The sequence below is a fragment of the Pantoea sp. YU22 genome (assembly GCF_003970755.1).
Taxonomy (GTDB): Bacteria; Pseudomonadota; Gammaproteobacteria; order Enterobacterales; family Enterobacteriaceae; genus Pantoea; species Pantoea piersonii.
On record NZ_RYDU01000006.1, the window covers coordinates 1 to 24,101 of the forward strand.

The following is a 24,101-nucleotide window of genomic DNA, read 5'->3' on the forward strand; positions in this document are numbered from 1 at the left end:
AACAGATGTCACCGACAGAATATGAAAACCAGTATTATCAACGGCTCGGAAGTGTCTAGATTATCCGTGGCGATTCATGCTGCTTCTTAACCGGAAGGTTAAAGCAGGCTCCAGAAGAAAAGGAGCCTGCTGGTGGCATCACGTTGGCGAGGACATCGCTTTAACGAAGCGGCGCGTAATCTGTTGCGGACGTGTTATTGCTCCGCCAACCACAACCGCATGCGCGCCCAGCTTCAGACAATCCGCCGCCATCTCTGGCGTCGCAACATTACCCTCTGCGATGACAGGAACCTTAACGGCCTCGATAACCTCCTGAAGAAAGGCATAGCCCTTGTCCGCCAGGCTCTGTCCCTCTGTCTCCCGGGTATAACCATGCAGCGTAGTGCCTATACAATCAAAGGCAAGCGATGCCGCATGGCGGGCTTCTGCGACAGTCGCGATATCGGCCATCAATAACAAATCTGGATAACGTTCGCGTATGGCAGCGACCAGTTCGGATAACTGCAGCTCACCCGGACGCCGACGCATGGTTGCATCCATGGCGATCATCGGTGGGTTCGCCGCCATCAGCTCATCGACTTCTTGAAGAGTGGCGGTAATAAATACCTCACTTCCGCTGTAATCCCGCTTGAGGATAGCAATCACTGGCAAGTCAACCGCCTCCTGAATTTGCTGAACGTCAGGCAGGCTGTTTGCTCTGATAGCCGCTGCGCCTCCCTCAGCTGCTGCCACGGCCATGCGCGACATAATCCAGGGACTGTGCAGCGGTTCATTTTCCAGCGCCTGGCAGGAAACGATCAGCTGACCCTTAATTTTAACCAACATGTCTGCTTTCATAGCGCAAGTAACTCCTCAACTTCATTTTTAATAATGGTGACGTGAGGACCATAAATTACCTGCACGCCATTTCCGTGCTGAACGACAGCGCGTGCACCTGTCTCTTTCAGAGCAACTTCATTCATTTTCGTGACGTCGACCAGCGTGATGCGCAGACGGGTGGCGCAACAATCCAGCTCCGCGATATTCTCTTTGCCCCCCAATGCCGTGATGACCTTTTGAGGACGTTCTCCTGTCTGCATCTGCGCGCTTTCTGTTTCTGCTGTTGCATCTTCGCGCCCCGGCGTTTTGAAATTGAATCGCGTAATCACAATACGGAAAGTGAAGTAGTAAAGGAGAAACCAGGGAACGCCGACCAACGGCACGTACAGCCAATGCGTTTTGTCCTCGCCCTGCAGTACGCCGAACAGAATGAAATCGATCAGGCCGCCAGAAAATGTCTGACCAATCGTGATATGGAGGATATGCGCGATCATGAACGCCAGACCGTCAAACACAGCATGGATCACATACAAAACCGGCGCGATAAACAGGAAAGAAAACTCAATAGGCTCAGTGATACCCGTCAGGAACGACGTCAGCGCAGCTGACAGCAGCAGCCCGGCCACCCGCTTGCGGTTATCCGGTCTGGCGGTGTGGTACATGGCAAGGCAGGCACCGATCAGGCCGAACATCATGGTGATAAAACGCCCGGACATAAAGCGCGAAGTGCCGATATAGAATTCATGCGTAGCAGGGTCGGCAAGCTGTGCAAAGAAGATGCGTTGCGTACCTTCAATTAATTGACCGTTAACCATTTCGCTGCCGCCGAGCGCGGTAGTCCAGAATGGCAGATAGAAAATATGATGCAGGCCAAACGGGCCAAGCATACGCAGTACAAAGCCGTAGATGAAGGTGCCGAGGTAGCCGGTAGCATCGACCAGATTCCCCAGTCCGAAAATCAGCTTTTGAAAATGCGGCCAGACCACCGTCATTGCTGCGCCAACCAGAATTGCGACCAGTGAACTGATGATAGGCACGAATCGCGATCCGCCAAAGAAACCCAGGAACTGTGGCAGCTTAATCTTGTTATAACGGTTATGCAGCCACGACGTGATTAGGCCAATAACCACACCACCGAACACGCCCGTTTCCAGTGTCTGAATACCGAGCGCCATACCCTGGCCCACAGCGCCGATATTCGTCGTCGCCAGCACACCTGTCAGCGAGAGCAGGGCATTAATGGTGGCGTTCATTACCAGGTAGGCCAGCAGCGAAGCCAGACCCGCTGTGCCTTTATCGCTTTTCGCCAGACCGACACCAACACCAACAGCAAACAGGACCGCGAGATTAGCAAAGACCACCGAGCCCGCGCTCGCCATGATGGTAAAGATCCCCTGCAACCATGCCACGTCCAGGAAGGGATAAGCCTTGATTGTATTGGGATTAGAGAGTGCGCCACCCATGCCGAGCAGTAATCCTGCGGCGGGTAACACCGCGATCGGCAGCATAAACGATTTTCCAAAGCGCTGCGCTTTTTCGAACCAGCCGCCTGATAAAGCACCACTGAAGATCGACATAAATTTCCCCGATGTATTGTTGTGATGAAAATTATTATCACAAATACATTTATTAGGTGAAAATTATCATCATTATTGTGATAGCGATTACTTATAATGGAATCTTCTGGCTTAAACGAGGGGCTTTACGCACACTATGCGCAATGCATATCGGGTATAGGGACAGGTCCAATGACGGAAAACGAGAATATCTTGCTGCACCTGCGACAAGGCCTGCCGGGCTTTAGCCCGACGCTGCAAAAGCTTGGGGATTTTATTCTCACTGAGCCGCAGAGGGTGCTGTATCTGACCATTACAGAGCTGGCTAAGGAGAGCGAAACCAGTGAGGCGAGCGTTACCCGTTTGTGTCGTCATCTGAGATGTAAAGGCTATACAGAATTCAAAATGGCGCTGGCGCTCGATATTCAGCAGAGCCATCCGGACACGCCTGATGGCGGCGACAACATTGATATTTTGGTAGAAGAATCGGTACAGGCGCTGAGAGACACCGGAAAGTTCATTAACCGCGAGGTGCTTCGTCAGGCAGGCCTCGCTTTGCATCAGGCTTCTTCGATTCAAATCTACGGCGTCGCGGCCAGCGCGATTACCGGTGATTACCTGCACTACAGGCTGCTCCGGTTGGGTAAATCCGCGCTGCTGTTTAATGATATGCATCGGGCCGCAATGAATGCATCTACTGTGAAGGAAGGCGACCTGGTGATTGCCATCTCCAGCTCTGGCTCAACGAAGGATCTGATGTATGCGGTAAAACTTGCCAGCAAGCAAAAGGCTCGCGTACTGATGTTGAGTAATACGCTGAGCAGCCCGTTAGGGAAACTTGCCGATATGCTGCTGGTTGCTGCAAGGCCGGAAGGGCCGCTAAATGCCGGATCACTGAGCGCCAAAGTAGGGACCATGCTGCTGGTTGAGGTGCTTATACGGGAGCTTATGACGCACGACAGTCGGTATTCTACATTGAGCCAGCAGACCGCCAGCGCGACACTGCCGATGCTGATTTGATACAAAGAACCGACCGGCATCCGCCATTCCACTGACTGAGACAGGCCGGGAGAATATCGTTAAAACACGATATTTCTCATCAAACAGAGCGCCTGTCATCGCTGTGTGCCGCGGCTGCGTACGGGCAAAGTGAGAAGGGGTTTCGAAGGACATGAAAAGCAATTGCTACAGGGGTTAACCTTTTATGAGCAATGTGATTACTGGCTTTATAATGGCCCTTCGATTCCTTCTCAAATAATCATTTCAAATTCACTGAGTCAGTCATGGCACTGGATTAATGTGTAATGGTGCGCACAATGTCATTAACGATCCTTTGCCCATCAATGTTTGTGCAAACTCGAACATTAGCAGGCTTATTCCGTAATGGAACGGTCTGGCCAACCGTTAAATGACCGGTTGTTTCAATTCCGATCGCCATCTCTTCGAAGACGCCAGCCGACGCATCCGCTGCAACGACTACTGCCAACGGATCGTACAGGACGCATCCTTCTGACCAGTCAAACATTGGGGCGTCGAAATAGCTGGCGCAAACCTGTTTAAACAATGTATTGAGCGGCTTATCTTCTTTAACGCGGGCAAGATGTTCATGCGTCAGTACTAAACCGGTCGCAGCATTGGTCACATCAAGGCTTACCATAGAAAGTGGGATACCGGAGCGAAAGACGATATCTGCCGCCTGCGGATCAAACCAAATGTTGCATTCTGCCACGGGGGTAATGTTGCCACGCCCCCATGTCGCATCCATACCCAGCGCGCCGGCCATCATCACGACTTCTTTAATCAATGGCGCAATTTCCGGCGCTTTGATTAAAGCCAGCGCCAGATTACTTTGCGCGCCGATGCAGACCAGCGAGATCTCCCCTGGATACTTGCGCACCATGTCAATAATCAGCTCGCTGGCATGTTGACCGCAATGCGACGCTTCCGCCTCAGGCAGAGTAATACTTCCTTCGCGTCCGCGTGGGCCTTGATACGCTTTTTGCAACAGTTCAGGCAAGGTACCGCTCAGGGGAAGCGCCTGGCCCACGGCAACCGGTATATCGGTCCGTTGCGCCACCTGTAATATACGCGTGGCGCAACGTGCGCCCAGCAGCGGTGGGCAATTGCCAAATACGGTGGTAATTGCCACCAGCTCCAGTCGCGGATCCTGAAGGGCCAGCATAATGGCGATGGGGTCATCAGCGTCAGTACCGGGAATGCCTGTCGCCGGATCGGTATCAATAATGATTTTACGTGCGCTCACATCGCCTCCTTACAGGCCCATTTTTATCAACTTTTTCATGTTGTTTTTATCCAGGCTCTCCAGGCTGTCGCCAAAAAGCGTATGGCTGGCGCTATCAACACGTAGCTTGCCCATCCCTTCAATTTGAGTGCCTTGCTGGATGGGTTGGTTTTCCGCCACCCTTTTTCCGATACGTACAAACAACTCACCAGCTGTCATGGGGTTCCAGATATAGCCGCCTTTGATATTGTCGCTGCGCACCAGCGACGCGGCCTGGCTTGGGCTATAAGCCCCTACCACACAGACTTTGTCTTTGGCTCGACGGTTTGCCACAGCACGCCCCGCACCGACCGGGCCAGGCGATCCAAACGCCATCATGCCTTTGAAATCAGGATACTTATTCATCATCTCGTTGGTCACGCGCATGGATTCATCCACCGACTCGCCTGTACCAAAGAGATCCCCCACTTGTTGCATGTTGGGATAGTGCTGTTTTTGATAATCAATCGCCGACTGTGCCCATACACGATGCAACGGGATGGTAAGGCTACCGACAATGATGGCGTATTGCCCCTGCTCATGCATGCACTGCGCCATAAGCTGCATGTGTCGTTCGCCAAAGGTTTTGGCATCGACGAGTTCAAAATCCCAGTCGGCATATTTTTGCGACGGGGACTCATGAGTGATCACTTTAATGCCTGCCTGCTGGGCTTTCTTCAGCACGGGTTCGAGCGCCGCCGGGTCGACAGGCACGACACCGATGATATCGACCTTTTGAGCGATAAGATCTTCAATAGCCTTGACCTGTTGCGCCGGATCCTGTGCGGTCGGCCCGACCTGCCAGGCATTGATTCCCTCTTTTGCCGCCTCTTTTTTAATCCCTTCTTCCATGGAATTAAACCAGGCGTTGCCGCCTACTTTGACAACTACCCCCATTTTAAGAGGTTCGGCTGCCAGCGCATGGCCGCATAGCGTCAGAGAGATCAGGGCAGCAGCAATTCTTTTCATTTTTATCTCCGGTTTTTATTTATATAGGGTAGGGTGAGGGCGGATGCGCGCACCGTTACAGCTGTTACGTTGCTTCGGCGCTAACCTGTTCAACGAAGGTAACCGCCAGTTCCGGATATTGCTGCATGCGTGCTATCGCATCGGAGTAGAGCGGCATCGCATTGGCCGCGCCTGCCCGTTCAACACAGACCGAGGCGTAGGCGGATGCAAAGAGTGCCGCTTGTTCCAGTGGCTCCCCGGCCGCAAGCCTTGCCGCCAGCGCGCCATTAAAGGAGTCGCCCGCGCCGGTGCTGTCGACCGGCTGCGCCGGATAAACAGGAATGTGGGCAAGATATTTTTCGGTCGATAACAGCGCGCCCTGCATTCCCAGGGTAATGATCAATTGACGGACACCCGTTGCGTGCAGCGCTTCCGCTGCACGCTGTGCGCTGGCGTAATCCTTTACCTCAATGCCGGTAAGCTGAGAGGCCTCCGTGCTGTTTGGCGTCAAGAGATCGATGTTTTTCAAAAACGCCGCGCTCACTTTTTGCCAGGGCGCAGGATTGACGATTACATAGGTTCCTGCCTGACGCGCGTTTCTCACCATGCGCTGGATGGCGCTAAGGTTATTTTCCAGCTGCACCAGCAGAATATCCGCGGCGGCCACGGTTGGCTGACAGCGGTTAACTTCGGCGGTGGTTACGGTGAGGTTAGCGCCGGGATAGACTGAAATCATATTTTCTGCATCGTCGCCGGCCACATAGATCATCGCATTGCCGGTGGGCTTCTCTTTGCAGGTAAACAGAGTGATAGCGTCGAAGCCGGTTTTCTCCAGATGACGTCGCGCAAACTGCCCGAAATCATCATTGCCCACCTTACCAATATAATGAACGCGGGCGCCGGCACGCAGCGCGGCCGTGGCCTGATTTGAACCCTTACCGCCGGGGCCCATCATACTGCTATGGGCCACTAAAGATTCACCGGGCAGCGGAAAGCGCGACATTTTGGTGACAATATCCAGGTTAAACGAGCCAAAAACACACACTTTTCCTTTCATTATTGCCTCCCGAACCGGCGCGCGGCGGCCAGACAGGCGCCGCGGCCCCCGGTCTGGTCGGTGGCGTGGCTGATGATAATTTTCAACTCGCTTCGCGTAACCGGTGGACGCAGATAGCGCTCAATCTGGCTTTGCAGCCACGCCAGTGGGAAATCGTTCATTGCCAGCACGCCGCCGCCCAGAATCAAATACTGCGGGTCCAGTATGTTCATCTCGCTGCCGATAATTTTTGCCAGCCGGGTAACAAACTGCTGTAACTCGGAATGATTGCCATACAGCGTAAATAATTGCGACATATCGGTATGGGGAACGTTGCGCTGCGCCCACTGACTCAACCAGTGGCCAGAGGTCAATGTTTCAGCGCAGCCCTGGTTGCCGCACGGGCAAGGCAGATCGTTATCTGCCCATGGAATGTGCCCAATTTCTCCTGCGCCGCCGTGTTCACCATGATAAAACTGGCCATTAACCCACAGGCTGTTGCCCATTCCTGTACCCAGATAGAGTCCGACCGCGTTATCCGGCATCTGCTCCAGCTGGAGCAGATCCCACAGCATGAGGTGATTCACATCCTTATCCATCGCAACCGGAACGCCTGTCATCTCGCTAAGGCGGGCTGCGACATGAATGTTATTTAGCGCCTGGATAAAAGGGAGTGAGATCACCTGCTGTCGATTTCGGCTGAGAATGCCGGGCAGTCCCAGCATCACGCCAGAAACTTTTTGCTCAGCCAGTACCGCTTTTATCAGGCCCGCCAGCGCACCTAACGCATCGGGCATCGTCGCCCAGCTTGCGGTAGGAACTTTTTGAAATCCTCCCCACTCATCACCTCGAAGCGTCAGCAAGCGGGTGCTGGTACCGCCAATATCTATCCCCAGCCAGGTTTCACTCATGCTGACTCCTGTAACGTACCTTTCGCCTGTTCGAGGTGATTCACCATCATGTCCCAGCCTGTCTCCAGGTTTTCATGGAGGTTAAACAGTCCGGACGTCCCGACAATCAGCACTTCCGCGCCCGCGCCCAGTAACAGGTTGTAAGTGCGTTGGTTGCAGGAGCCATCAATTTCAATCAGGTAGCGATAGTCGTGACGGTTTTTAAGATCGCGTAGCTCTTCAATCTTTTTGAGCATCTCCACAATAAAGGGCTGGCCGGCATAGCCTGGATCAACCGTCATCACCGTGATCTTGTCCAGCAGGTGGATGTAACTCTGGATAAAGGACACCGGCGTGGCGGGATTTAATACCACGCCCACCTTTTTACCCAGCGAGCGAATCTGGTTAATCACGCGAAAAGCATCACGGTTAATCGTTTCCGCGTGAGGGCAGATATAATCGGCGCCCGCTTTGGCAATGACCTCGATAAAATCGGTAGGCTCTTCCACCATCAGATGCACATCCAGCGCCACCTGGGTAAAAGGCCGTATTTGCTCAATAAAGAACGGCGAAAGCGTAAGATTTTTAACGTAGTGACCATCCATGATATCGATATGCAGAAAGTCAGCGCGTGCGTCGAGTACGGCCAGCTGCTGCTTGATTTCCATCAGGTTCATGCACATCAGAGAGGGAGATATAAGAGTACGCATCAGACTTCCTTCTTTTTTGTCAGGCCGGCCTGGCGCGCAAGTAAGGTACTGCGACGCACTGCACGGGAATGGAAAAATCGGGTTTTAAAGAATTTCAGGCCCAGCACCACAATCAGCAGCGCCCCCCACATCGCCAGACTAAAATGCTGGCTGATGTTCAGGAGGTTGAAGCCGGTAGAGAGGATTTGCAGGGTAATTAACGACAGCACGACGCCCGTGACGCGGCCAAATCCGCCGTTGGGATCGGTACCGCCCAGAATAATCGCCAGTACGGTAATCAGCAGGTATGAATCGCCATAGCCAACACGGGCAGAATTGAAGCGCGCCATCATGACCAGACCCGCCAAAACACAGAGCAGGCTGGAAATGACATACACCAGAATCATCAGGCGGTGGGTGTTCACGCCACTGAACCAGGTCGCATTAATATTGCTGCCGCCCATATAGATATATTTACCGGCCCGGGTTTTACCCAGGAACAGCGCCATCGCGCCGGCGGTAAAAAAGAACAGCCACATCGGCAAAGGAATGCCAAGGAAGATATCTGCACCCAGCGCGCGCACCACGTCCGGCATGCCGCTGACGGCCGCACCGCGCGTCAGCCAGATACCGATGCCGTTGACCGTCATCATGGTCGCCAGCGTCACCAGAATGGGATGGGCGCCAACCCGGCTTACCATCAGACCCGTGATCACGCCAATCAGGGTGGCAATCAAGGCCGCGCCCGTCAGTGCGATAAACAGCCACAGCAACTGCATGCCGGTTCCGGCATCGGCAGGCATCCACCGCAGCAGCACCCAGGCGATAAAAAGTGCCGTCAGGTTCGCAGTGGCGATGATGCACAGATTCAGGCCGCCGCTCAGGATGGCGATAAACATGGCCAGGGTCAGCAGCCCCAGTTCGGGTAACTGAAATGCCATACTCATAAAAGTGGAGCCGGTCAGAAAGCGACCCGGTAACAGCAGGCTAAAGGCGGCTATCCCCAGCGCAATCAGCAGCAACAGGCCAGGATGCGCCTTTTCGCTGGTCAACAAATGGTTCAGTTTCATGGCACTCTCTCTCGTTAGACAAAGCTGACATCGGTCTCTTTGCGCTTTTTGTAATGGGTGACGGTGATAGCAACCATGATCACCACGCCTATTACGATGTTCATGAAATAGCTGGAGACACCCACCAGGTTGAGGCCGTTTTTCAATATGGCGATCAAAAAGACGCCCATCAGCGTACCGGTGACAGTGCCTTTACCACCCATCAGGCTGGCGCCGCCCAATACAGTGGCTGCCAGGACGTCCAGCTCTCCGCCGACTAAGGCGTTTGGCACGACTTCTCCTACGCGATAGACTTGAACCAGACCGCCAATAGCGGCCAGCGCGCCAAGGTAGCCATAGGCAAGAATATGAATCAGTCCTACTCTGATACCGATGCGGCGCGCCGATTCTTGATCGCCGCCGGTGGCGTAAAGCTGGCGTCCCAGGTGAGTTTTGTTGAGCAGAAGCCAGGTGAAAGCGGCAATGATGAGCATGATGGTCAGCGGCAAACCAACCTGGTAAGTCTGGCCGCCAACGCTGAAGGGCAGCACGTTATGCAGCGTTGTCCACCATTCCGGCAGGTTATAGAGGCTGCGCCCTTCGGTGAGCCACATCAGCATGCCGAACAGCAGCGCTTGCATACTGATAGTGATGATGATGGAGACGATCCGCAGCCAGTAGATCAGCACGGCGTTAATCACCCCGAACAGCATGCCGCAGGCGATAGCCAGCACAATACTGAGCGGCGCATTATCGAAACCGAACTGGATAAACAGCGACGCGATAATGTACTGCACCACTGAAGCCACGGCCGCAAAAGAGATATCGATGCCGCCTGTCACCAGCACCACAAACAGCCCGAGAGCGAAAATGCCCGTCACCGCATAGGTTTCTGTGAGATCGAGCAGGTTTTGCAGCGTCATAAACTGATCGCTGGTAAAGGAAAACAGCACGATAAAAAACAGCAAAACCCAGGCCAGCCAGCCCTGACTGGAGCGGGGTTTGAGGAAAGAGAGGTTAAGCATTGATCACCTCCGCCAGTTGCCTCTGCTCGACCAGCTGCGGCTGGTATTCGGCGTGGACCGTCCCGTCCCGGAAGTGCAGGATGCGGTCGCAGTTGTAATAGACTTCCGGGATCTCATCAGAGATCAAAATGATGGACATGCCCTCTTGCGCCAGCTGGTGGATCAGGCTGTAGATACTGGCCTTGGCGCCGACGTCAACGCCAACGGTGGGGGAATCAAGAATGAGGATTTTCGGATTCGTAAGTACCCATTTTGCCAGCACGATCTTTTGCTGGTTGCCGCCTGAGAGCGTAGAAATAGCATGCTCTGGATCGGCGACACGGACGCCGAGTTGCTGGATCCAGTTATGGATTAACTTGTTTTTTCGGTATTCATCAATCAGGTGGAAACGGTTGCGAAGCTGGTCGAGAATTGACAACACCATGTTATCCGCCACCGATTGTTGCTGAATTAGCCCCAAAGTCAGCCGGTCTTCCGAAACGTAACCAATACCGGATTTAATCGCGTCCTCGTGATTGCGAAAGCGCACCGGTTTGCTGTCGAGCCAGATTTTGCCGCTATCGGGTTTCGTCATGCCAAACAGCGAAAGCGCAAGCTCGGTACGGCCTGAGCCCAGTAAGCCACACAGGCCCAGCACCTCTCCTTCACAGAGTGAGAAGTTCACGTCGTGATACTGTCCTTTACGGCTGAGGTTCTCCACTTCCAGCATTTTGCGCTGGGGGTTAAAGCAGGGGGTTTTGAGGTGGTAATCCAGTTTGAGGCCGGTCATTAGTTCAGTCAGGCGATGTCCGTCCATTTCCCGGGCGGGCCAGGTACCAATCTTGCGGCCATCACGGATCACCGTCACACGGTCGGAGATTTCGAGTACTTCATCCAGACGATGGCTGACAAAAACGACGCAGATGTTCTTTTCTTTCAGGTAACGTACGGTGCGCAGAAGCTGGTTCACTTCGGTACGGGTCAGCGATGCGGTAGGCTCATCCATAATCACCAGGCGCGCGTCTGCCACCAGCGCACGGCAGATCGCTACCTGCTGTCGCTGGGCAATCGACAGCTCTGCCAGTCTGGCATCAAGTTGCAGATCAAACTTCAGTTCGCTGATGATGCGTTCTGCGCTTGCACGCAGCTTTTTTGCGCTATACCAGCCAAACAGGCTACCGAGGTTCTGTTCGAACGCGATGTTTTCGGCCACGCTGAGGTTGGGAAACAACGACAGATCCTGATAAATCACCTGTACGCCAAAATCGCGCGCCTGTTTTGGCGTCAGGCGCGGAAACACATCGCCATTCTCCAGCGTAATAGCGCTACCGCTGTCCGGGGCATGCACCCCGGAAATCACTTTAATCAGGGTGCTTTTACCACAGCCGTTAGTCCCGGCGAGGCAATGCACTTCGCCTGCCATTAGCGTTAATGAGATGTTGCTTAATGCCCGATTGCCTGCGAATGTTTTAGAGAGGTTGTCGACAGCAATCAGCCTCTTTTCTTCAATAAGTTGCATATTACAGCCCCAGTTTGACCAGCCGTGGCAGATTGGTTTTGTCCAGGCTTTCCGTGTTGTTGCCAAGAATGGTGTGGGTGCTTTCATCAACCTTCACCTGACCGAGGCCCTCTATCGACATACCGTTGGTGATGGGTTCGTTTTTCTGCAACATGCTGGCCAGACGGACAAAAACTTCGCCTGCTGTCATCGGGTTCCAGATATAGCCGCCTTTGATCGCGCCACGGTTGACTAACATCTGTCCCTGTCCAGGACTGAAAGATCCAATTACGCAAACCGCGTTAGTTTTATTACGCGACAGCACAGCGCGGCCTGCGCCGATGGGGCCTTGTGAACCGAAGGCGATAACGCCTTTAAGGTCGGGGTATTTGGACATTAATTCGTTGGTGGTTCTGATGGAGTCATCCAGTGATTCGCCGACGCCAAATTTGTCGCCCACCATTTGCATGTTGGGGTAGTGCGCTTTCTGGTAAGCAACTGCGGAATCCACCCAGGCGTTATGCAGCGGTACGGTTAAACTGCCCACATAGGCGGCATATTTACCCTCTTCATGCATGCACTGAGCCAGCGCTTTCATATGGTTTTCGCCATGTGTTTTGGCATCGACCAGTTCAAAATCCCAGTTGGCATACTTTTGATCAGGCGACTCATGCACCAGCACTTTGATACCCGCATCGCGGGCGCGCTTGAGAACCGGCTCCAGCACTTTTGGGTCATTGGGGACAACGCCAATAATGTCCACTTTCTGGGCGATAAGATCTTCAATCGCACGAACCTGTAAAGCCGGGTCGGAAGAGGTCGGCCCGACCATCCATGCATCAATTCCCTCTTTTGCTGCTTCGCTTTTGATGCCCGCTTCCATCGCATTAAACCAGGGAATGCCTCCGACCTTAACAACCACACCCATACGCAGTTTGTCAGCAGCATGAAGAGAAGCCGTAGAGAAGAGGGCAAGCAGGGAACAGACGAGAAGTGTTTTTTTCATTATCACGATTCCTGATGATTTATTAATTGCATCGTTTGTTGACGTTGAGAACAGTCAATAATATTGACGCCGTTCCATGCCAGTTCCTGACGTAAAGCCTCATCCTTAAATGTGTCCGTTATTAAAAAATCAACATCCCGGTAGTGGCATATCCGCGCAAAAGAAGGGCGCAGGAACTTACCCGCATCAATCAGGAAATATTTCCTTTCTGACGCCAGCAGCATTTGCTGTTTTAAATGTGCGTTATTTTCATTTGTGGCGCGCAAATAACCATCGCTTCCTAAACTGCTACAGGAAAAAAAGATTTTATTGATCAGGAAATCTTTTAGCGGTTGCTCTGCCACAACGCCGTTGAAATCTTCATTGTGATCTGAATATTCACCTCCTAAACAGATGGTACGGATGTTTTTCTTCGCTGCCAGTATCTGCACCACCCGCAGCGAGTTCGTTAAGACTGTCAGCTCGATATCAGGCAGTTGCCGCGCCAGAAACCAACAGGTTGTGCTGCTGTCCAGCAGGATACAGTCACCGGGGCTGATAAAATTCAGCGCGCGTTTGGCTATCAAGGTTTTCGCCTGCGTATTTTCATTCATTCTCAGACGAAAGGGAGATTCATGTTCACTGGCTTTATTATTTTTGCCAGGTAAGTTTCCCTGATGCCTGTGGGCCAGTATTGCGCCGCCATGACTACGCTGAATTAACCCTTTCTTCTCAAGTTGAGATAAATCCCGACGAATTGTTTCTTGTGAAACACGACAGGATTTTACTAACTCTTTTACCAGGGCTCTGCCATTAAGTGTTATTTCCTCCAAGATCTGTTTTTGGCGCTCAACAGGTAACATGATGACCTCCGATGTAAATAAATTAGGGGATTAACGAAATGTAAAATGTGCACCAGACTGAAATGTGACAAGGCTTTTTAACATCATGGAAAAGAGTGATTTAAATCACCTTGTTTTTTGCAACGCCCAGAGAAGTAGAGAGCTATGTGTGATCGGTGCATCAATTTAAAGTGGAAAGTTGAAGGGATGAGCCAAACACACATTTCTACCATACCTGTTTTCCCACTCAGCCTTAATGACCGAAGTTGACCGTTTCTGTGGGAATGACCGTTTTGCGCGCGTGCAAAGGCTGTTTTTCGGAAAATGACCTCTGTTCTGTTAACACCGCGCAGCAGTAACTCATCCTTACTTTCCTTCAGGCGCTCATTAATGATCCGTTTTCGGCAACCACCGGCCGTTGCGCAGTAGATGCGGGCAGGCTACTTACTTTCACTGAGGAACGTTAATGGCGCGCTGACAGCTAACCGGTTGCGGTTGCCTGCGGTATGTTGGGGGACGTGGCGTCAAGAGGAGTAAATCATGAAGGCGCTGTGATAGCAGTTATACACCCAGCAGAAAGTGGCCCCAAAAGGGGCTTTTTTATCTCAGCCATTGGGCACGACTTTCGCTAAGGCTACTTATTTAAACCGGAGCTGCCCGGTTAAACAGCGCTGATGACCTGTAAAAATCCGTTATCTTACGGGGATGACGGATTTATCAGGCTGTTTTACAGTGGCGCCCTTTATGAGGACTACATGACTTCGCGAAAGTAGGTCGTCTCGCGCATATCCTGCAAGAGTCCCGGTCCGCCTGGCTGCCAGTTAAAGGCCTGGCGCGTCCATGCGCTGGAAGCCGGATTATCCATCGAGGCAAAGAAGGCCATCCAGCCCAGCCATTCTCTGGCTTCCTCCAGCGTCAGGCTTTTTACCGGTAGTGCTAAACCGGCACCGATGGTTTCCGCAATGTGGCGAAATGGAATACCTTCTTCCTGCACCGCATGCAGAATCGTACCCGCTGCGGCATGTTCAGCGGCCAGGCAAAACAGCTCGGCAGCATCGTCACGATGCACCGCAGGCCAGCGGTTTGCGCCATCGCCAATATAGACCGCCGCGCCTTTTTCCTTTGCCATATTAATAATCATGGGTACAAAGCCGTGATCGCCCGCGCCGTGCACCGTGGGGGGCAAACGCACCAGCGAAACGCGCACCCCGCGATCGGCCAGCGTCAGCGCAGCCACATTGGAATTTGAACGCGGATGTGGGCCGATAGCGGGGCGCGTCTGCTCAACGGCGAGCTGACCTGGCGATACCAGCGCGGTGCCGCTTGTCACTACCAAAGGACGATTTGAACCCGCCAGTACCTCGCCCATCGTCAGAATCGCGCGTTCATCAACCTCTGCAGCATGATCCATACGACTGAAATCATGAATATAACCCACATGAATCACGCCATCGCTCTGTTCAACGGCGCTGCGCAAGCTGGCGGTATCTTCAAGATCCCCACGAATCACCCGCACCTCTTGTTGTTGCAGCTTCTCCGCCGACGCATCGCTACGCGCCAGACCCAGCACGTCATAACCGCGCGCCTGCAATTTTTTCACAATGGCGGAGCCAATAAAGCCGCTCGCCCCGGTCACAAAAATTCGCATATTCGTGCTCCTGTCATTGGGTGTAAAAGCACTATGATAAAAAGCGAGCGCGGCGAACAGCCGAGATCTTATACAGGTATACGCACTAACAGGCTCACACTATGACCATTCAGGACGACAATCTGCTCGGCAGCTTTCTGCGTGAGCGCCGCCAGCGACTCGACGCCGCTAAACTTGGCTATCAGCTGCTGCGCCGCCGTACGCCGGGATTACGGCGCGAAGAAGTGGCAGTACGTGCCTGCGTCAGCACGACCTGGTACACCTGGTTAGAGCAGGGCAGAGGCGGCGCGCCATCGGAAGAGGTACTGGAACGTCTGGCCAGAGCGCTGGAGTTAAGTGCTGCCGAACGCGATCACCTGTTTTTGCTGGCGCAAAATCGCCTGCCGGGCGTGACCTGGCAAGCGGGTGCTGATGTGACGCCTTCGCTGCAGCGCGTTCTCGACTGCATGACGCATACCCCTGCGCTGGTGAAAACCGCCGAGTGGCATGTCGTCGCCTGGAATCGCGCAGCGACCAAAGTATTTGTTGATTACGCTGAATTGCCGCCGGAGCAGCGCAACATTTTGCTGATGATGTTCCGCGATGAAAACATGAAAAAACGCCTGCCGGACTGGCATAACGTGACGCGACACATGGTGGCCAATTTTCGTGCCGACGTCGCGCGTACCGGTGCCAGCGAGCATGTGCGCGCGCTGGTGGAGGAGCTGAGTAACATGAGCGAAACCTTCCGTCAGCTGTGGCAATCGCAGGAAGTCAGCCAGCATGGCGAAGGAATTAAAACGCTGTGGCTGCCGGATGAAGGCGTACTGGAACTGGAATACAGCACCTTTGCGGTAGAAGGTAAGCCAGGGTTGAGTCTGGTGGTGTTTAACCCGCGTCAGTCGCAAGATCGGGAGAAAGTGGCGCGGTTGATGGCGCGTGAGTAGCCGGGTTCGCTGACAGTAGATCGCTACGCACCGTTTAATGCACACTTCTCAGCTTCTCTGAGGTTCAAGAGGCAGTATCACCGCGGCTGAGAGCTTCTGCCTGGTATTAATGAAAAGGCAACAAAGAGGGCCTCTCGCAACGTTCTCTGTGGTGACATCGTTATACGTAAAGCTCGCCTTACACTATGTAGATCTCTGTTCATTATGTGTAAAGTCTCCTCGTTAATATACGGAACTGCTTATTACATTAACTGCCCATAAAAAGCTTGCCTGAAGTATCAGCGTGCATCTTTCTCACCCTCCTTAATTTATTAAGATGCGATTAATTCAATTACAACCTGCTGCATTAAATCAGTGCGATATTTGCACTGAAAGCAATCATACGTAATATCAATAAAAAATAATTTTCATTAATTACCTTATAAAACAGGTGATTATACATTTGGCATGCTTTATGCCTTATGAATTCCATCTTGTATACCAGATGGAATTTATACATGGCTTACACGTTCGGTTTTACCCTTCAGGACTGGCAACGCTGTTATCAGCAAGATCCGCACTCTATTTCTTCACTGCTGGCGGCACATCTTGACGCTATTGATCAGCAGGATAATGCCTGGATTTACCTCGCTACACCTGAACAATTGCAGGCGCAAATCGAGCACTTACTGCCGAACTACCTGCGCAATCCGGCTGCACTGCCGCTGTTTGGCGTACCCTTTGCAGTAAAAGACAATATTGATGTGGCAGGCTGGCCCACCACTGCAGCCTGTCCTGCTTTTGCCTATACCGCAGAAGAGGACGCCTTCGTCGTCGCGCAGCTGAAGGCAGCGGGTGCAGTCGTCATCGGTAAAACCAATCTGGATCAGTACGCAACAGGACTGGTCGGTACACGCTCTCCATTTGGTGAGGTAAGCAATACCTTTAATCCCGCCTATGTCAGCGGTGGATCAAGCTCTGGTTCCGCCTCGGTGCTGGCGCGTGGGCTGGTCGGATTCTCTCTCGGCACCGATACTGCCGGTTCTGGCCGTGTGCCTGCTGGTTTCAATAACATTGTCGGTCTTAAGCCAACGAAAGGCTGGTTCTCTGCCAGGGGCGTGGTTCCCGCCTGTCGCCTGAACGACACAATTTCAGTGTTTGCCTTAACGGTAGAAGATGCCTTTACTGTCGCTACTGCCGCAGGCGGCTACGATGCCGATGACGCCTATTCACGCAATAACCCGCAAACTGCGCCCGCCAGTTTCAAAACAAAACCAGACTTTGGTATCCCGGCAACGCCGGAGTTTTTTGGTGACAAGCAGGCTGAAGCCGCCTGGTATAGCGCCCTCGAGCAGCTAAAGGCGAGCGGCGCTACGCTGCACCCTGTCGATTTTACTCCCTTCCATCAGTTAGCTGAGCAGCTTTATTACGGTCCGTGGGTTGCCGAGCGCACCGTGGCGGTAGGCGAGATGATCAACCGCCCGGAAGAGATGGACCCAGTGGTGTACGGCATCGTCAGCAACGGCCTGAAATACACAGCAGTAGAGGCCTATCAGGCGGAATACCTGCGAGCCGAACTTACGCGTCAAATCCAGCAAACGATGGCGCAGTTTGATGCCGTGGTCGTGCCAACGTCTCCCACCATCCATACGCTGGAAGAGATGAAGCAGGAACCGGTCTACTACAACTCTCAGTTCGGCACCTACACCAACTTCACCAACCTTGCCGATCTCAGTGCGCTGGCATTGCCTGGCCCGTTTCGTGCCGATGGACTGCCTGCCGGGATCACGCTGATTGCGCCAGCCTGGCAGGATCGTGCTCTGGCCTGTTTTGGGCTGCGCTGGCAGCAGCAGATGGCACTGCCTCTGGGTGCGACTGGCAAACCACAGCCCACACAACCGGCCGCGTTACCCGATTCCAGCGATCATGTGCGTGTAGCGGTCGTGGGCGCACATCTCACCGGCATGCCGCTTAATTTCCAGCTTACCAGCCGCAACGCCGTTTTGTTGGAAGAGACATGTACGGCCAGCCATTACCGCCTGTTTGCCTTGCTCGACGGCCCAATTAAGAAGCCTGGCCTGCTGCGCAGTGATAGCGGCGCGGCGATTACCGTAGAGCTATGGGATATCCCCCTGGCGCGTTTTGGCGAGTTCGTGGCGGAAATCCCGGCCCCGCTCGGCATTGGCTCACTCACGCTGGCAGATGGCCGCATTGTAAAAGGCTTTATCTGTGAGCCAGCGGCGCTGTCGCAAGCGCTGGAAATTACTGAGTCTGGCGGCTGGCGCAACTGGCTGGTCTCACAAGGGAGTAAATAATCATGTTCAGCACCGTTCTGATTGCTAATCGTGGTGAAATCGCCTGCCGCGCCATTCGTACCCTGAAGCGCCTCGGCGTGAAAAGCGTGGCCGTCTATTCTGATGTTGATCGCAACGCGCGCCACGTCAAAGAGGCCGATGTGGCGATCGCGCTCGGAGGGGAGAAAGCCAGCGACAGCTATCTGTGCATTGATAAGATCCTTGCCGCCGCTCAAGAAGCCGGTGCGGAAGCCATCTGGCCGGGCTACGGTTTCCTTTCTGAAAGCCAACCCTTTGCCACCGCCTGTGAAGAAGCGGGTATCACCTTTGTTGGTCCAACAGCCCAGCAGATAGGTGAATTTGGTTTGAAACACCGCGCCCGCGAACTGGCCGCCAGCGCAGGCGTACCCATGACACCAGGCACACCGCTGCTGACTTCACTAGAAGAGGCGATTAACGCAGCAGAAATTATCGGCTATCCGGTGATGCTGAAAAGCACAGCAGGCGGCGGGGGCATTGGTTTGAACCGCTGTGCGGACGAAGACGCACTGCGCAACGCATGGGAAAGCGTGCGCCGTCTGGGCGAGCAGTTCTTTAGCGATGCCGGCGTATTCCTTGAGCGCTGTATCGATCGCGCCCGTCACGTTGAAGTGCAAATTTTCGGTGATGGCCGCGGCAAGGTGGTCGCCCTGGGCGAGCGTGACTGCTCGCTACAGCGCCGTAACCAAAAAGTGGTGGAAGAAACCCCTGCGCCCAATCTTCCGGCGGCCACGCGTGCAGCGCTGCTGGCTTCCGCGGTACGTCTCGGCGAACGGGTCAGCTACCGCAGCGCAGGCACCGTTGAATATATTTATGATGCTGAACAGGACAGCTTCTATTTCCTCGAAGTAAACACCCGCCTGCAGGTAGAACATCCGGTGACGGAATGCGTGACCGGTCTCGACCTGGTTGAATGCATGCTTCAGGTCGCGGCGGGTGATGCCATTGACTGGACGCGCCTGCAAAAAGCCCCAAATGGCGCCTCTGTTGAAGTTCGTATCTATGCCGAAGATCCGCTGAAAAATTTTCAGCCGAGTCCTGGCGTATTGACCAACGTTACGTTCCCCGATGACGTACGCATTGATAGCTGGATCGACACCGGTACCGAGGTCTCTGCATTTTACGATCCGATGATCGCCAAAGTGATTGTTCATGCCGACACGCGTGAAGCTGCCCTGAAGAAGATGCAACAGGCGCTGGCTGCCACGCAGCTACACGGTATCGCCACTAACCTCGACTACCTCCGCCAGGTTGTCGCCACTGAGGCCTTCCACACAGGCGATGTCTGGACGCGTTTCCTCGACAGCTTTACCCCTTCCGCCAGCGTGATTGAGGTGCTGCAACCCGGGACTTTCAGCACTATTCAGGATTTCCCTGGCCGTCTCGGCTACTGGGATATTGGCGTACCGCCTTCCGGCCCGATGGATGATTTAGCCTTCCGCCTTGCCAACCGCATTGTCGGTAACCACGAAAGCGCTGCCGGACTGGAGTTAACTTTGCAGGGACCGACGCTGCGTTTCCATAGCGACGCCGTAATTGCCCTTACTGGCGCGGATTGCCCTGCTGACCTGGATGGAGAAAGCATACATTACTGGCAGCCAGTTACAGTCAAAGCCGGTCAGACGCTGACATTAGGCCGCGCACGAAGTGGCTGTCGCACCTATCTGGCTGTGCGTAACGGCTTTGACGTACCAGAATACCTCGGCAGCCGCTCAACCTTTTCACTTGGCCAGTTTGGCGGCCATGCCGGACGCACTTTACGTGTAGCCGACATGTTGCCGATCTCCCAGCCGCAGCTGCCTGCCTGCACCACGCCTGCGCCAGTCAGCGAACCGCAGGCGCTCGATGATGCGCTGGTTCCCCATTACGGCACAGTATGGCGCATCGGGGTAGTGTACGGACCACATGGCGCGCCGGATTTCTTTACACAGGCCGCTATCGATGAGTTTTTTTCCAGCGACTGGCAGGTGCATTACAACTCTAACCGACTTGGCGTACGTTTAGTCGGGCCTAAGCCTGGCTGGGCGCGCGCCGACGGTGGCGAAGCCGGGCTGCATCCCTCCAATGTGCACGACTGCGAATATGCGATTGGGGCAGTGAACTTTACCGGCGATTTTCCGGTGATCCTGACGCATGATGGCCCAAGCCTTGGCGGTTTCGTCTGTCCGGTGACCATTGCTAAAGCCGAACTGTGGAAAGTCGGTCAGGTGAAGCCAGGCGACCGCATCCGTTTCCATCCCATCAGTGTTGAAGAAGCGGTGGCGCTGGAGAAAGCGCAGACGCACAGCGTGGAGACCCTGCGCAGCACCCACGTACCCGCTTTTGAAGTGCCGTCGCTGACCGCAAGTCCTACTGGCTCTGCCGCCTTGCTGGCTGCCTTACCGGCTACTGCCGCCACGCCTGCCGTCGTTTACCGCCAGGCCGGTGACAAATATGTGCTGATTGAATATGGCGATAACGTGCTGGATCTGGCGCTGCGTCTGCGTGTGCATCTCCTGATGAATGCGCTGCGCGCGCGTGCGGTTCCGGGTGTTGAGGAGTTATCGCCTGGCGTGCGCTCGCTGCAGGTACGCTATGACAGCCTGCACCTCAGCCAGCAACAGTTAATGCGCTTGCTGCTGGAGCTGGAGGCGGGGCTGGGCGATGTCAGCGAGCTGAAAGTACCGTCACGCATTGTCTGGATGCCGATGGCATTTGAGGACAGCGCCACGCTCGGCGCGGTGCAACGCTACAAAGAAACCGTACGCGAAAGCGCGCCATGGCTACCAAACAACGTCGATTTTATTCAGCGTATCAACGGGCTGGAGAGCCGGGAAGCCGTACGGGATACCCTTTTCGATGCCAGCTACCTGATCCTCGGTCTGGGTGATGTTTATCTTGGCGCGCCATGCGCGGTGCCGGTCGATCCCCGCCATCGCCTGCTCAGTTCTAAATACAGTCCGGCGCGAACCTTCACAGCGGAAGGTACCGTGGGCATCGGCGGCATGTACATGTGCATCTACGGCATGGACTCACCGGGCGGTTATCAGCTGGTCGGCCGTACGCTGCCTATCTGGAATAAATTCCTCAAAAACGATCAGTTCCTGGCGGATGAGCCATGGCTGCTGCGCTTCTTCGATCAGGTACGTTTCTATCCGGTTAGCGAAGAAGAACTCACACAGCTGCGCGACGACTTCCGTGAAGGGCGTGCAGCGATACGCATTGAAGAAACGGTATTCGACTTCGCCGCACATCAGCAATTTCTCACCGAGCATGCCGACTCAATTGCTGCCTTTCGACAGCGCCAGGCCGCTGCGTTTGAGCAGGAAGTCACGCTTTGGGCGCAGGAAGAAGAGAGCACGCCACCTTCTGCTACAGAGACGCTGGTGGCCGTTGACGAGGATGAAGATGCGCAGGGAGTGTGCGCTGACATGAACGGCAACATCTGGAAAGTGCTGGTTCAGCCGGGCGATACGGTGGAAGCGGGGCAGACGCTGATCATCGTGGAAGCCATGAAAATGGAACTGGCAATTGTTGCGCCTCAAGCCGGCACAGTAAAACGCATCGCCTGTCAGGCCGGACGTCCCGTCAGCCCGGGCGACACCTTGCTGTGGCTGGAACAGGGGGGTGCATGAAGCAGGGGCCACGTAGCAGAAACCGTCCGGAAGCACTGGCGGAAAAGGTTTATCAGGCACTGAAACAGGACATTTTTGCGTTCCGTTTAATGCCGGGCGATCGCTTCAGTGAAAACGAGATCGCCGAGCGGATGGAGGTGAGCCGCACGCCTGTACGCCAGGCGCTCTTCTGGCTGGAGCGAGAAAACTATGTGGAAGTGTGGTTCCGCAGTGGCTGGCAGGTGAAGCCGTTTGACTTCGAATATTTTGAGGAACTGTACGACTTGCGCACCGTACTGGAGCGGGAAGCGGTACGCCGTCTGTGCGCACTGCCACCGAGCGCCTGTGCCGAAGTGCTTGCCGCCTTGAAAAGGTTCTGGATTGACGCGCTACGGCTGGAGGATGGCCAGGCGATGTCGGCACAGGACGAAGCATTTCACATAGCGCTGGTAACGGCCGCTGGCAATCAGGAAATGGCGCGTATCCACACTGAGTTAACTGAAAAGATCCGCATTATCCGCCGTCTCGATTTTACGCGTGACGATCGTATCGATGCGACCTACCGGGAACACGCTCAAATTTTACAGGCAGTTTTCCAGCAACAGACTGAGGAGGCGCAGCGCATTTTAACCAGCCACATTGCCGTAAGTAAGGCAGAGGTCAGAAAGATCACATTGCATATGTTGCAGCAGGCCCGACTTCAACCTGTTGAATAAAAAAACCAACACACTTAGGGAGTTAATAATGGAAAGACGTTCGTTGCTTAAAGCTTTAGCGCTCTCTGCTACCCTGGCCACTCTTGGCTTTACCTTTGGCGCGCAGGCTGCCGACACCATCAAAGTGGGCATTTTGTCTTCGCTGTCCGGCACCATGGCGATCTCGGAAACACCGCTGAAAGATGTGGCTTTAATGACCATTGATGAGATCAATGCTAAAGGCGGTGTCCTGGGCAAAAAGCTGGAACCGGTAGTGGTCGATCCGGCCTCTAACTGGCCACTGTTCGCTGAAAAAGCCCGCCAGCTACTTACGCAGGATAAAGTCGCCGCGGTGTTTGGCTGCTGGACTTCAGTTTCACGCAAGTCGGTGTTGCCAGTGTTTGAAGAGCTAAACGGACTGCTGTTCTATCCGGTGCAGTATGAGGGTGAAGAGATGTCGCCCAATGTGTTTTACACCGGCGCCGCGCCAAACCAACAGGCGATCCCGGCGGTGCAGTATCTGATGAGCGAAGAGGGTGGCAGCGCGAAACGTTTCTTCCTGCTCGGGACCGATTATGTCTACCCACGCACCACCAATAAGATCCTGCGTGCCTTCCTGCATACCAAAGGGGTTCAGGATAAAGATATTGAAGAAGTCTATACCCCGTTTGGGTACAGCGATTACCAGACTATCGTGTCCAACATCCGGAAATTCTCAGCCGGTGGTAAAACTGCGGTGATCTCCACCATCAACGGAGACTCCAACGTACCTTTCTATAAAGAGCTGGCCAACCAGGGCATTAAAGCTACCGACATTCCGGTGATCGCCTTCTCGGTAGGTGAAGAAGAGTTGCGCGGTATAGACACCAAACCGCTGGTCGGTCAGCTGGCAGCATGGAACTACTTTGAATCAATCGATAATCCAGCGAATACCCAGTTCGTTGCTGATTATCGCGCCTATGCCAAAGCACATAACCTGCCGAATGCAGATACGGTGGTGACCAACGACCCGATGGAGGCGACCTATGTAGGGCTGCATATGTGGGCACAGGCAGTCGAGAAGGCAGGCACGACCGATGTGGATAAAGTGCGGGCGGCGATGGCCGGACAAACCTTCAATGCGCCAGATGGCTTCACGCTGACCATGGATAAGGTCAATCACCACCTGCATAAGCCGGTAATGATTGGTGAAGTGCAAGAGAACGGCCAGTTCAATGTGGTGTGGCAGACCGAACAGCCAGTACGCGCTCAGCCGTGGAGCCCGTACATCGCCGGTAATGATAAGAAGCCTGATTATCCGGTGAAGACGTCGAATTAAAATGATGCCCCT

At 54.1% G+C, this 24,101-nt stretch carries 19 protein-coding genes; 6 read left to right on the forward strand and 13 right to left on the reverse strand.

Annotated features, from left to right (window positions below):
• Window positions 1–138: 138 nt before the first annotated feature.
• Both EKL29_RS10660 and EKL29_RS10665 read right to left on the reverse strand, forming a co-directional pair.
• A complete protein-coding gene (locus tag EKL29_RS10660; RefSeq protein WP_126689632.1) occupies window positions 139–837 on the reverse strand; it encodes an N-acetylmannosamine-6-phosphate 2-epimerase in 699 nt (232 codons plus the stop codon).
• Window positions 834–2,396 (reverse strand): maltose/glucose-specific PTS transporter subunit IIC, encoded by a 1,563-nt coding sequence (locus EKL29_RS10665; protein WP_126689633.1) that lies wholly within the window; start codon window positions 2,394–2,396, stop codon window positions 834–836. The genes EKL29_RS10660 and EKL29_RS10665 overlap by 4 nt, the downstream gene beginning before the upstream one ends.
• 171 nt (window positions 2,397–2,567) lie before the next feature.
• On the opposite strand from EKL29_RS10665, the gene EKL29_RS10670 reads away from it, so the two are divergent.
• Window positions 2,568–3,395, forward strand: a complete 828-nt coding sequence (locus tag EKL29_RS10670; protein ID WP_126689634.1) for a MurR/RpiR family transcriptional regulator — start codon at window positions 2,568–2,570, stop codon at window positions 3,393–3,395.
• Window positions 3,396–3,669: 274 nt separating this feature from the next.
• On the opposite strand, the gene EKL29_RS10675 is transcribed toward EKL29_RS10670, so the two are convergent.
• The 11 genes from EKL29_RS10675 to EKL29_RS10725 form a co-directional block, all read right to left on the reverse strand.
• Window positions 3,670–4,638, reverse strand: a complete 969-nt coding sequence (locus tag EKL29_RS10675) for a nucleoside hydrolase (protein ID WP_126689635.1) — start codon at window positions 4,636–4,638, stop codon at window positions 3,670–3,672.
• Between the two features lie 9 nt (window positions 4,639–4,647).
• Window positions 4,648–5,631 carry a substrate-binding domain-containing protein gene (locus tag EKL29_RS10680; RefSeq protein WP_120456237.1) on the reverse strand — a complete coding sequence of 328 codons (984 nt, stop codon included), beginning with the start codon at window positions 5,629–5,631 and terminating at the stop codon, window positions 4,648–4,650.
• 58 nt (window positions 5,632–5,689) lie between these two features.
• Window positions 5,690–6,661 (reverse strand): ribokinase, encoded by a 972-nt coding sequence (gene rbsK, locus EKL29_RS10685; protein ID WP_126689636.1) that lies wholly within the window; start codon window positions 6,659–6,661, stop codon window positions 5,690–5,692.
• A complete protein-coding gene (gene alsK, locus EKL29_RS10690) occupies window positions 6,661–7,551 on the reverse strand; it encodes an allose kinase (RefSeq protein WP_126689637.1) in 891 nt (296 codons plus the stop codon). Before alsK ends, rbsK begins: the two co-directional genes overlap by 1 nt.
• Window positions 7,548–8,240, reverse strand: a complete 693-nt coding sequence (alsE, locus tag EKL29_RS10695) for a D-allulose 6-phosphate 3-epimerase (RefSeq protein ID WP_120456243.1) — start codon at window positions 8,238–8,240, stop codon at window positions 7,548–7,550. Before alsE ends, alsK begins: the two co-directional genes overlap by 4 nt.
• A complete protein-coding gene (locus tag EKL29_RS10700) occupies window positions 8,240–9,289 on the reverse strand; it encodes an ABC transporter permease (protein ID WP_126689638.1) in 1,050 nt (349 codons plus the stop codon). The genes alsE and EKL29_RS10700 overlap by 1 nt, the downstream gene beginning before the upstream one ends.
• A gap of 14 nt (window positions 9,290–9,303) precedes the next feature.
• A complete protein-coding gene (locus tag EKL29_RS10705; protein WP_126689639.1) occupies window positions 9,304–10,293 on the reverse strand; it encodes an ABC transporter permease in 990 nt (329 codons plus the stop codon).
• The gene (locus EKL29_RS10710; protein ID WP_126689640.1) at window positions 10,286–11,791 is read right to left on the reverse strand and encodes a sugar ABC transporter ATP-binding protein; all 1,506 of its coding nucleotides are present in this window, start codon (window positions 11,789–11,791) and stop codon (window positions 10,286–10,288) included. Before EKL29_RS10710 ends, EKL29_RS10705 begins: the two co-directional genes overlap by 8 nt.
• 1 nt (window position 11,792) lies before the next feature.
• On the reverse strand, window positions 11,793–12,776 hold the full coding sequence (locus tag EKL29_RS10715; protein WP_120456251.1) for a substrate-binding domain-containing protein: 984 nt from the start codon (window positions 12,774–12,776) through the stop codon (window positions 11,793–11,795).
• Window positions 12,777–12,778: 2 nt separating this feature from the next.
• Window positions 12,779–13,618 carry a DeoR/GlpR family DNA-binding transcription regulator gene (locus tag EKL29_RS10720; protein WP_120456253.1) on the reverse strand — a complete coding sequence of 280 codons (840 nt, stop codon included), beginning with the start codon at window positions 13,616–13,618 and terminating at the stop codon, window positions 12,779–12,781.
• A 730-nt stretch (window positions 13,619–14,348) separates the two neighbouring features.
• The gene (locus EKL29_RS10725; protein ID WP_126689641.1) at window positions 14,349–15,245 is read right to left on the reverse strand and encodes an SDR family oxidoreductase; all 897 of its coding nucleotides are present in this window, start codon (window positions 15,243–15,245) and stop codon (window positions 14,349–14,351) included.
• 101 nt (window positions 15,246–15,346) lie between these two features.
• Here EKL29_RS10725 and EKL29_RS10730 point away from each other — a divergent pair, with 101 nt between their 5' ends.
• The 5 genes from EKL29_RS10730 to urtA all read left to right on the forward strand — a co-directional run bounded on the left by EKL29_RS10730 (window position 15,347) and on the right by urtA (window position 24,089).
• Entirely contained in the window at window positions 15,347–16,171 is an 825-nt protein-coding gene (locus EKL29_RS10730; RefSeq protein ID WP_126689642.1) for a helix-turn-helix transcriptional regulator, read from the forward strand.
• Between the two features lie 497 nt (window positions 16,172–16,668).
• Window positions 16,669–18,465, forward strand: coding sequence for an allophanate hydrolase (gene atzF / locus EKL29_RS10735; protein ID WP_126689643.1), 1,797 nt, complete (start codon window positions 16,669–16,671; stop codon window positions 18,463–18,465).
• 2 nt (window positions 18,466–18,467) lie between these two features.
• Window positions 18,468–22,097, forward strand: coding sequence for an urea carboxylase (gene uca / locus EKL29_RS10740; RefSeq protein WP_126689644.1), 3,630 nt, complete (start codon window positions 18,468–18,470; stop codon window positions 22,095–22,097).
• Entirely contained in the window at window positions 22,094–22,792 is a 699-nt protein-coding gene (locus EKL29_RS10745) for a GntR family transcriptional regulator (RefSeq protein ID WP_126689645.1), read from the forward strand. The genes uca and EKL29_RS10745 overlap by 4 nt, the downstream gene beginning before the upstream one ends.
• A 28-nt stretch (window positions 22,793–22,820) precedes the next feature.
• Window positions 22,821–24,089, forward strand: coding sequence for an urea ABC transporter substrate-binding protein (gene urtA / locus EKL29_RS10750; RefSeq protein WP_126689646.1), 1,269 nt, complete (start codon window positions 22,821–22,823; stop codon window positions 24,087–24,089).
• Window positions 24,090–24,101 lie beyond the last annotated feature (12 nt).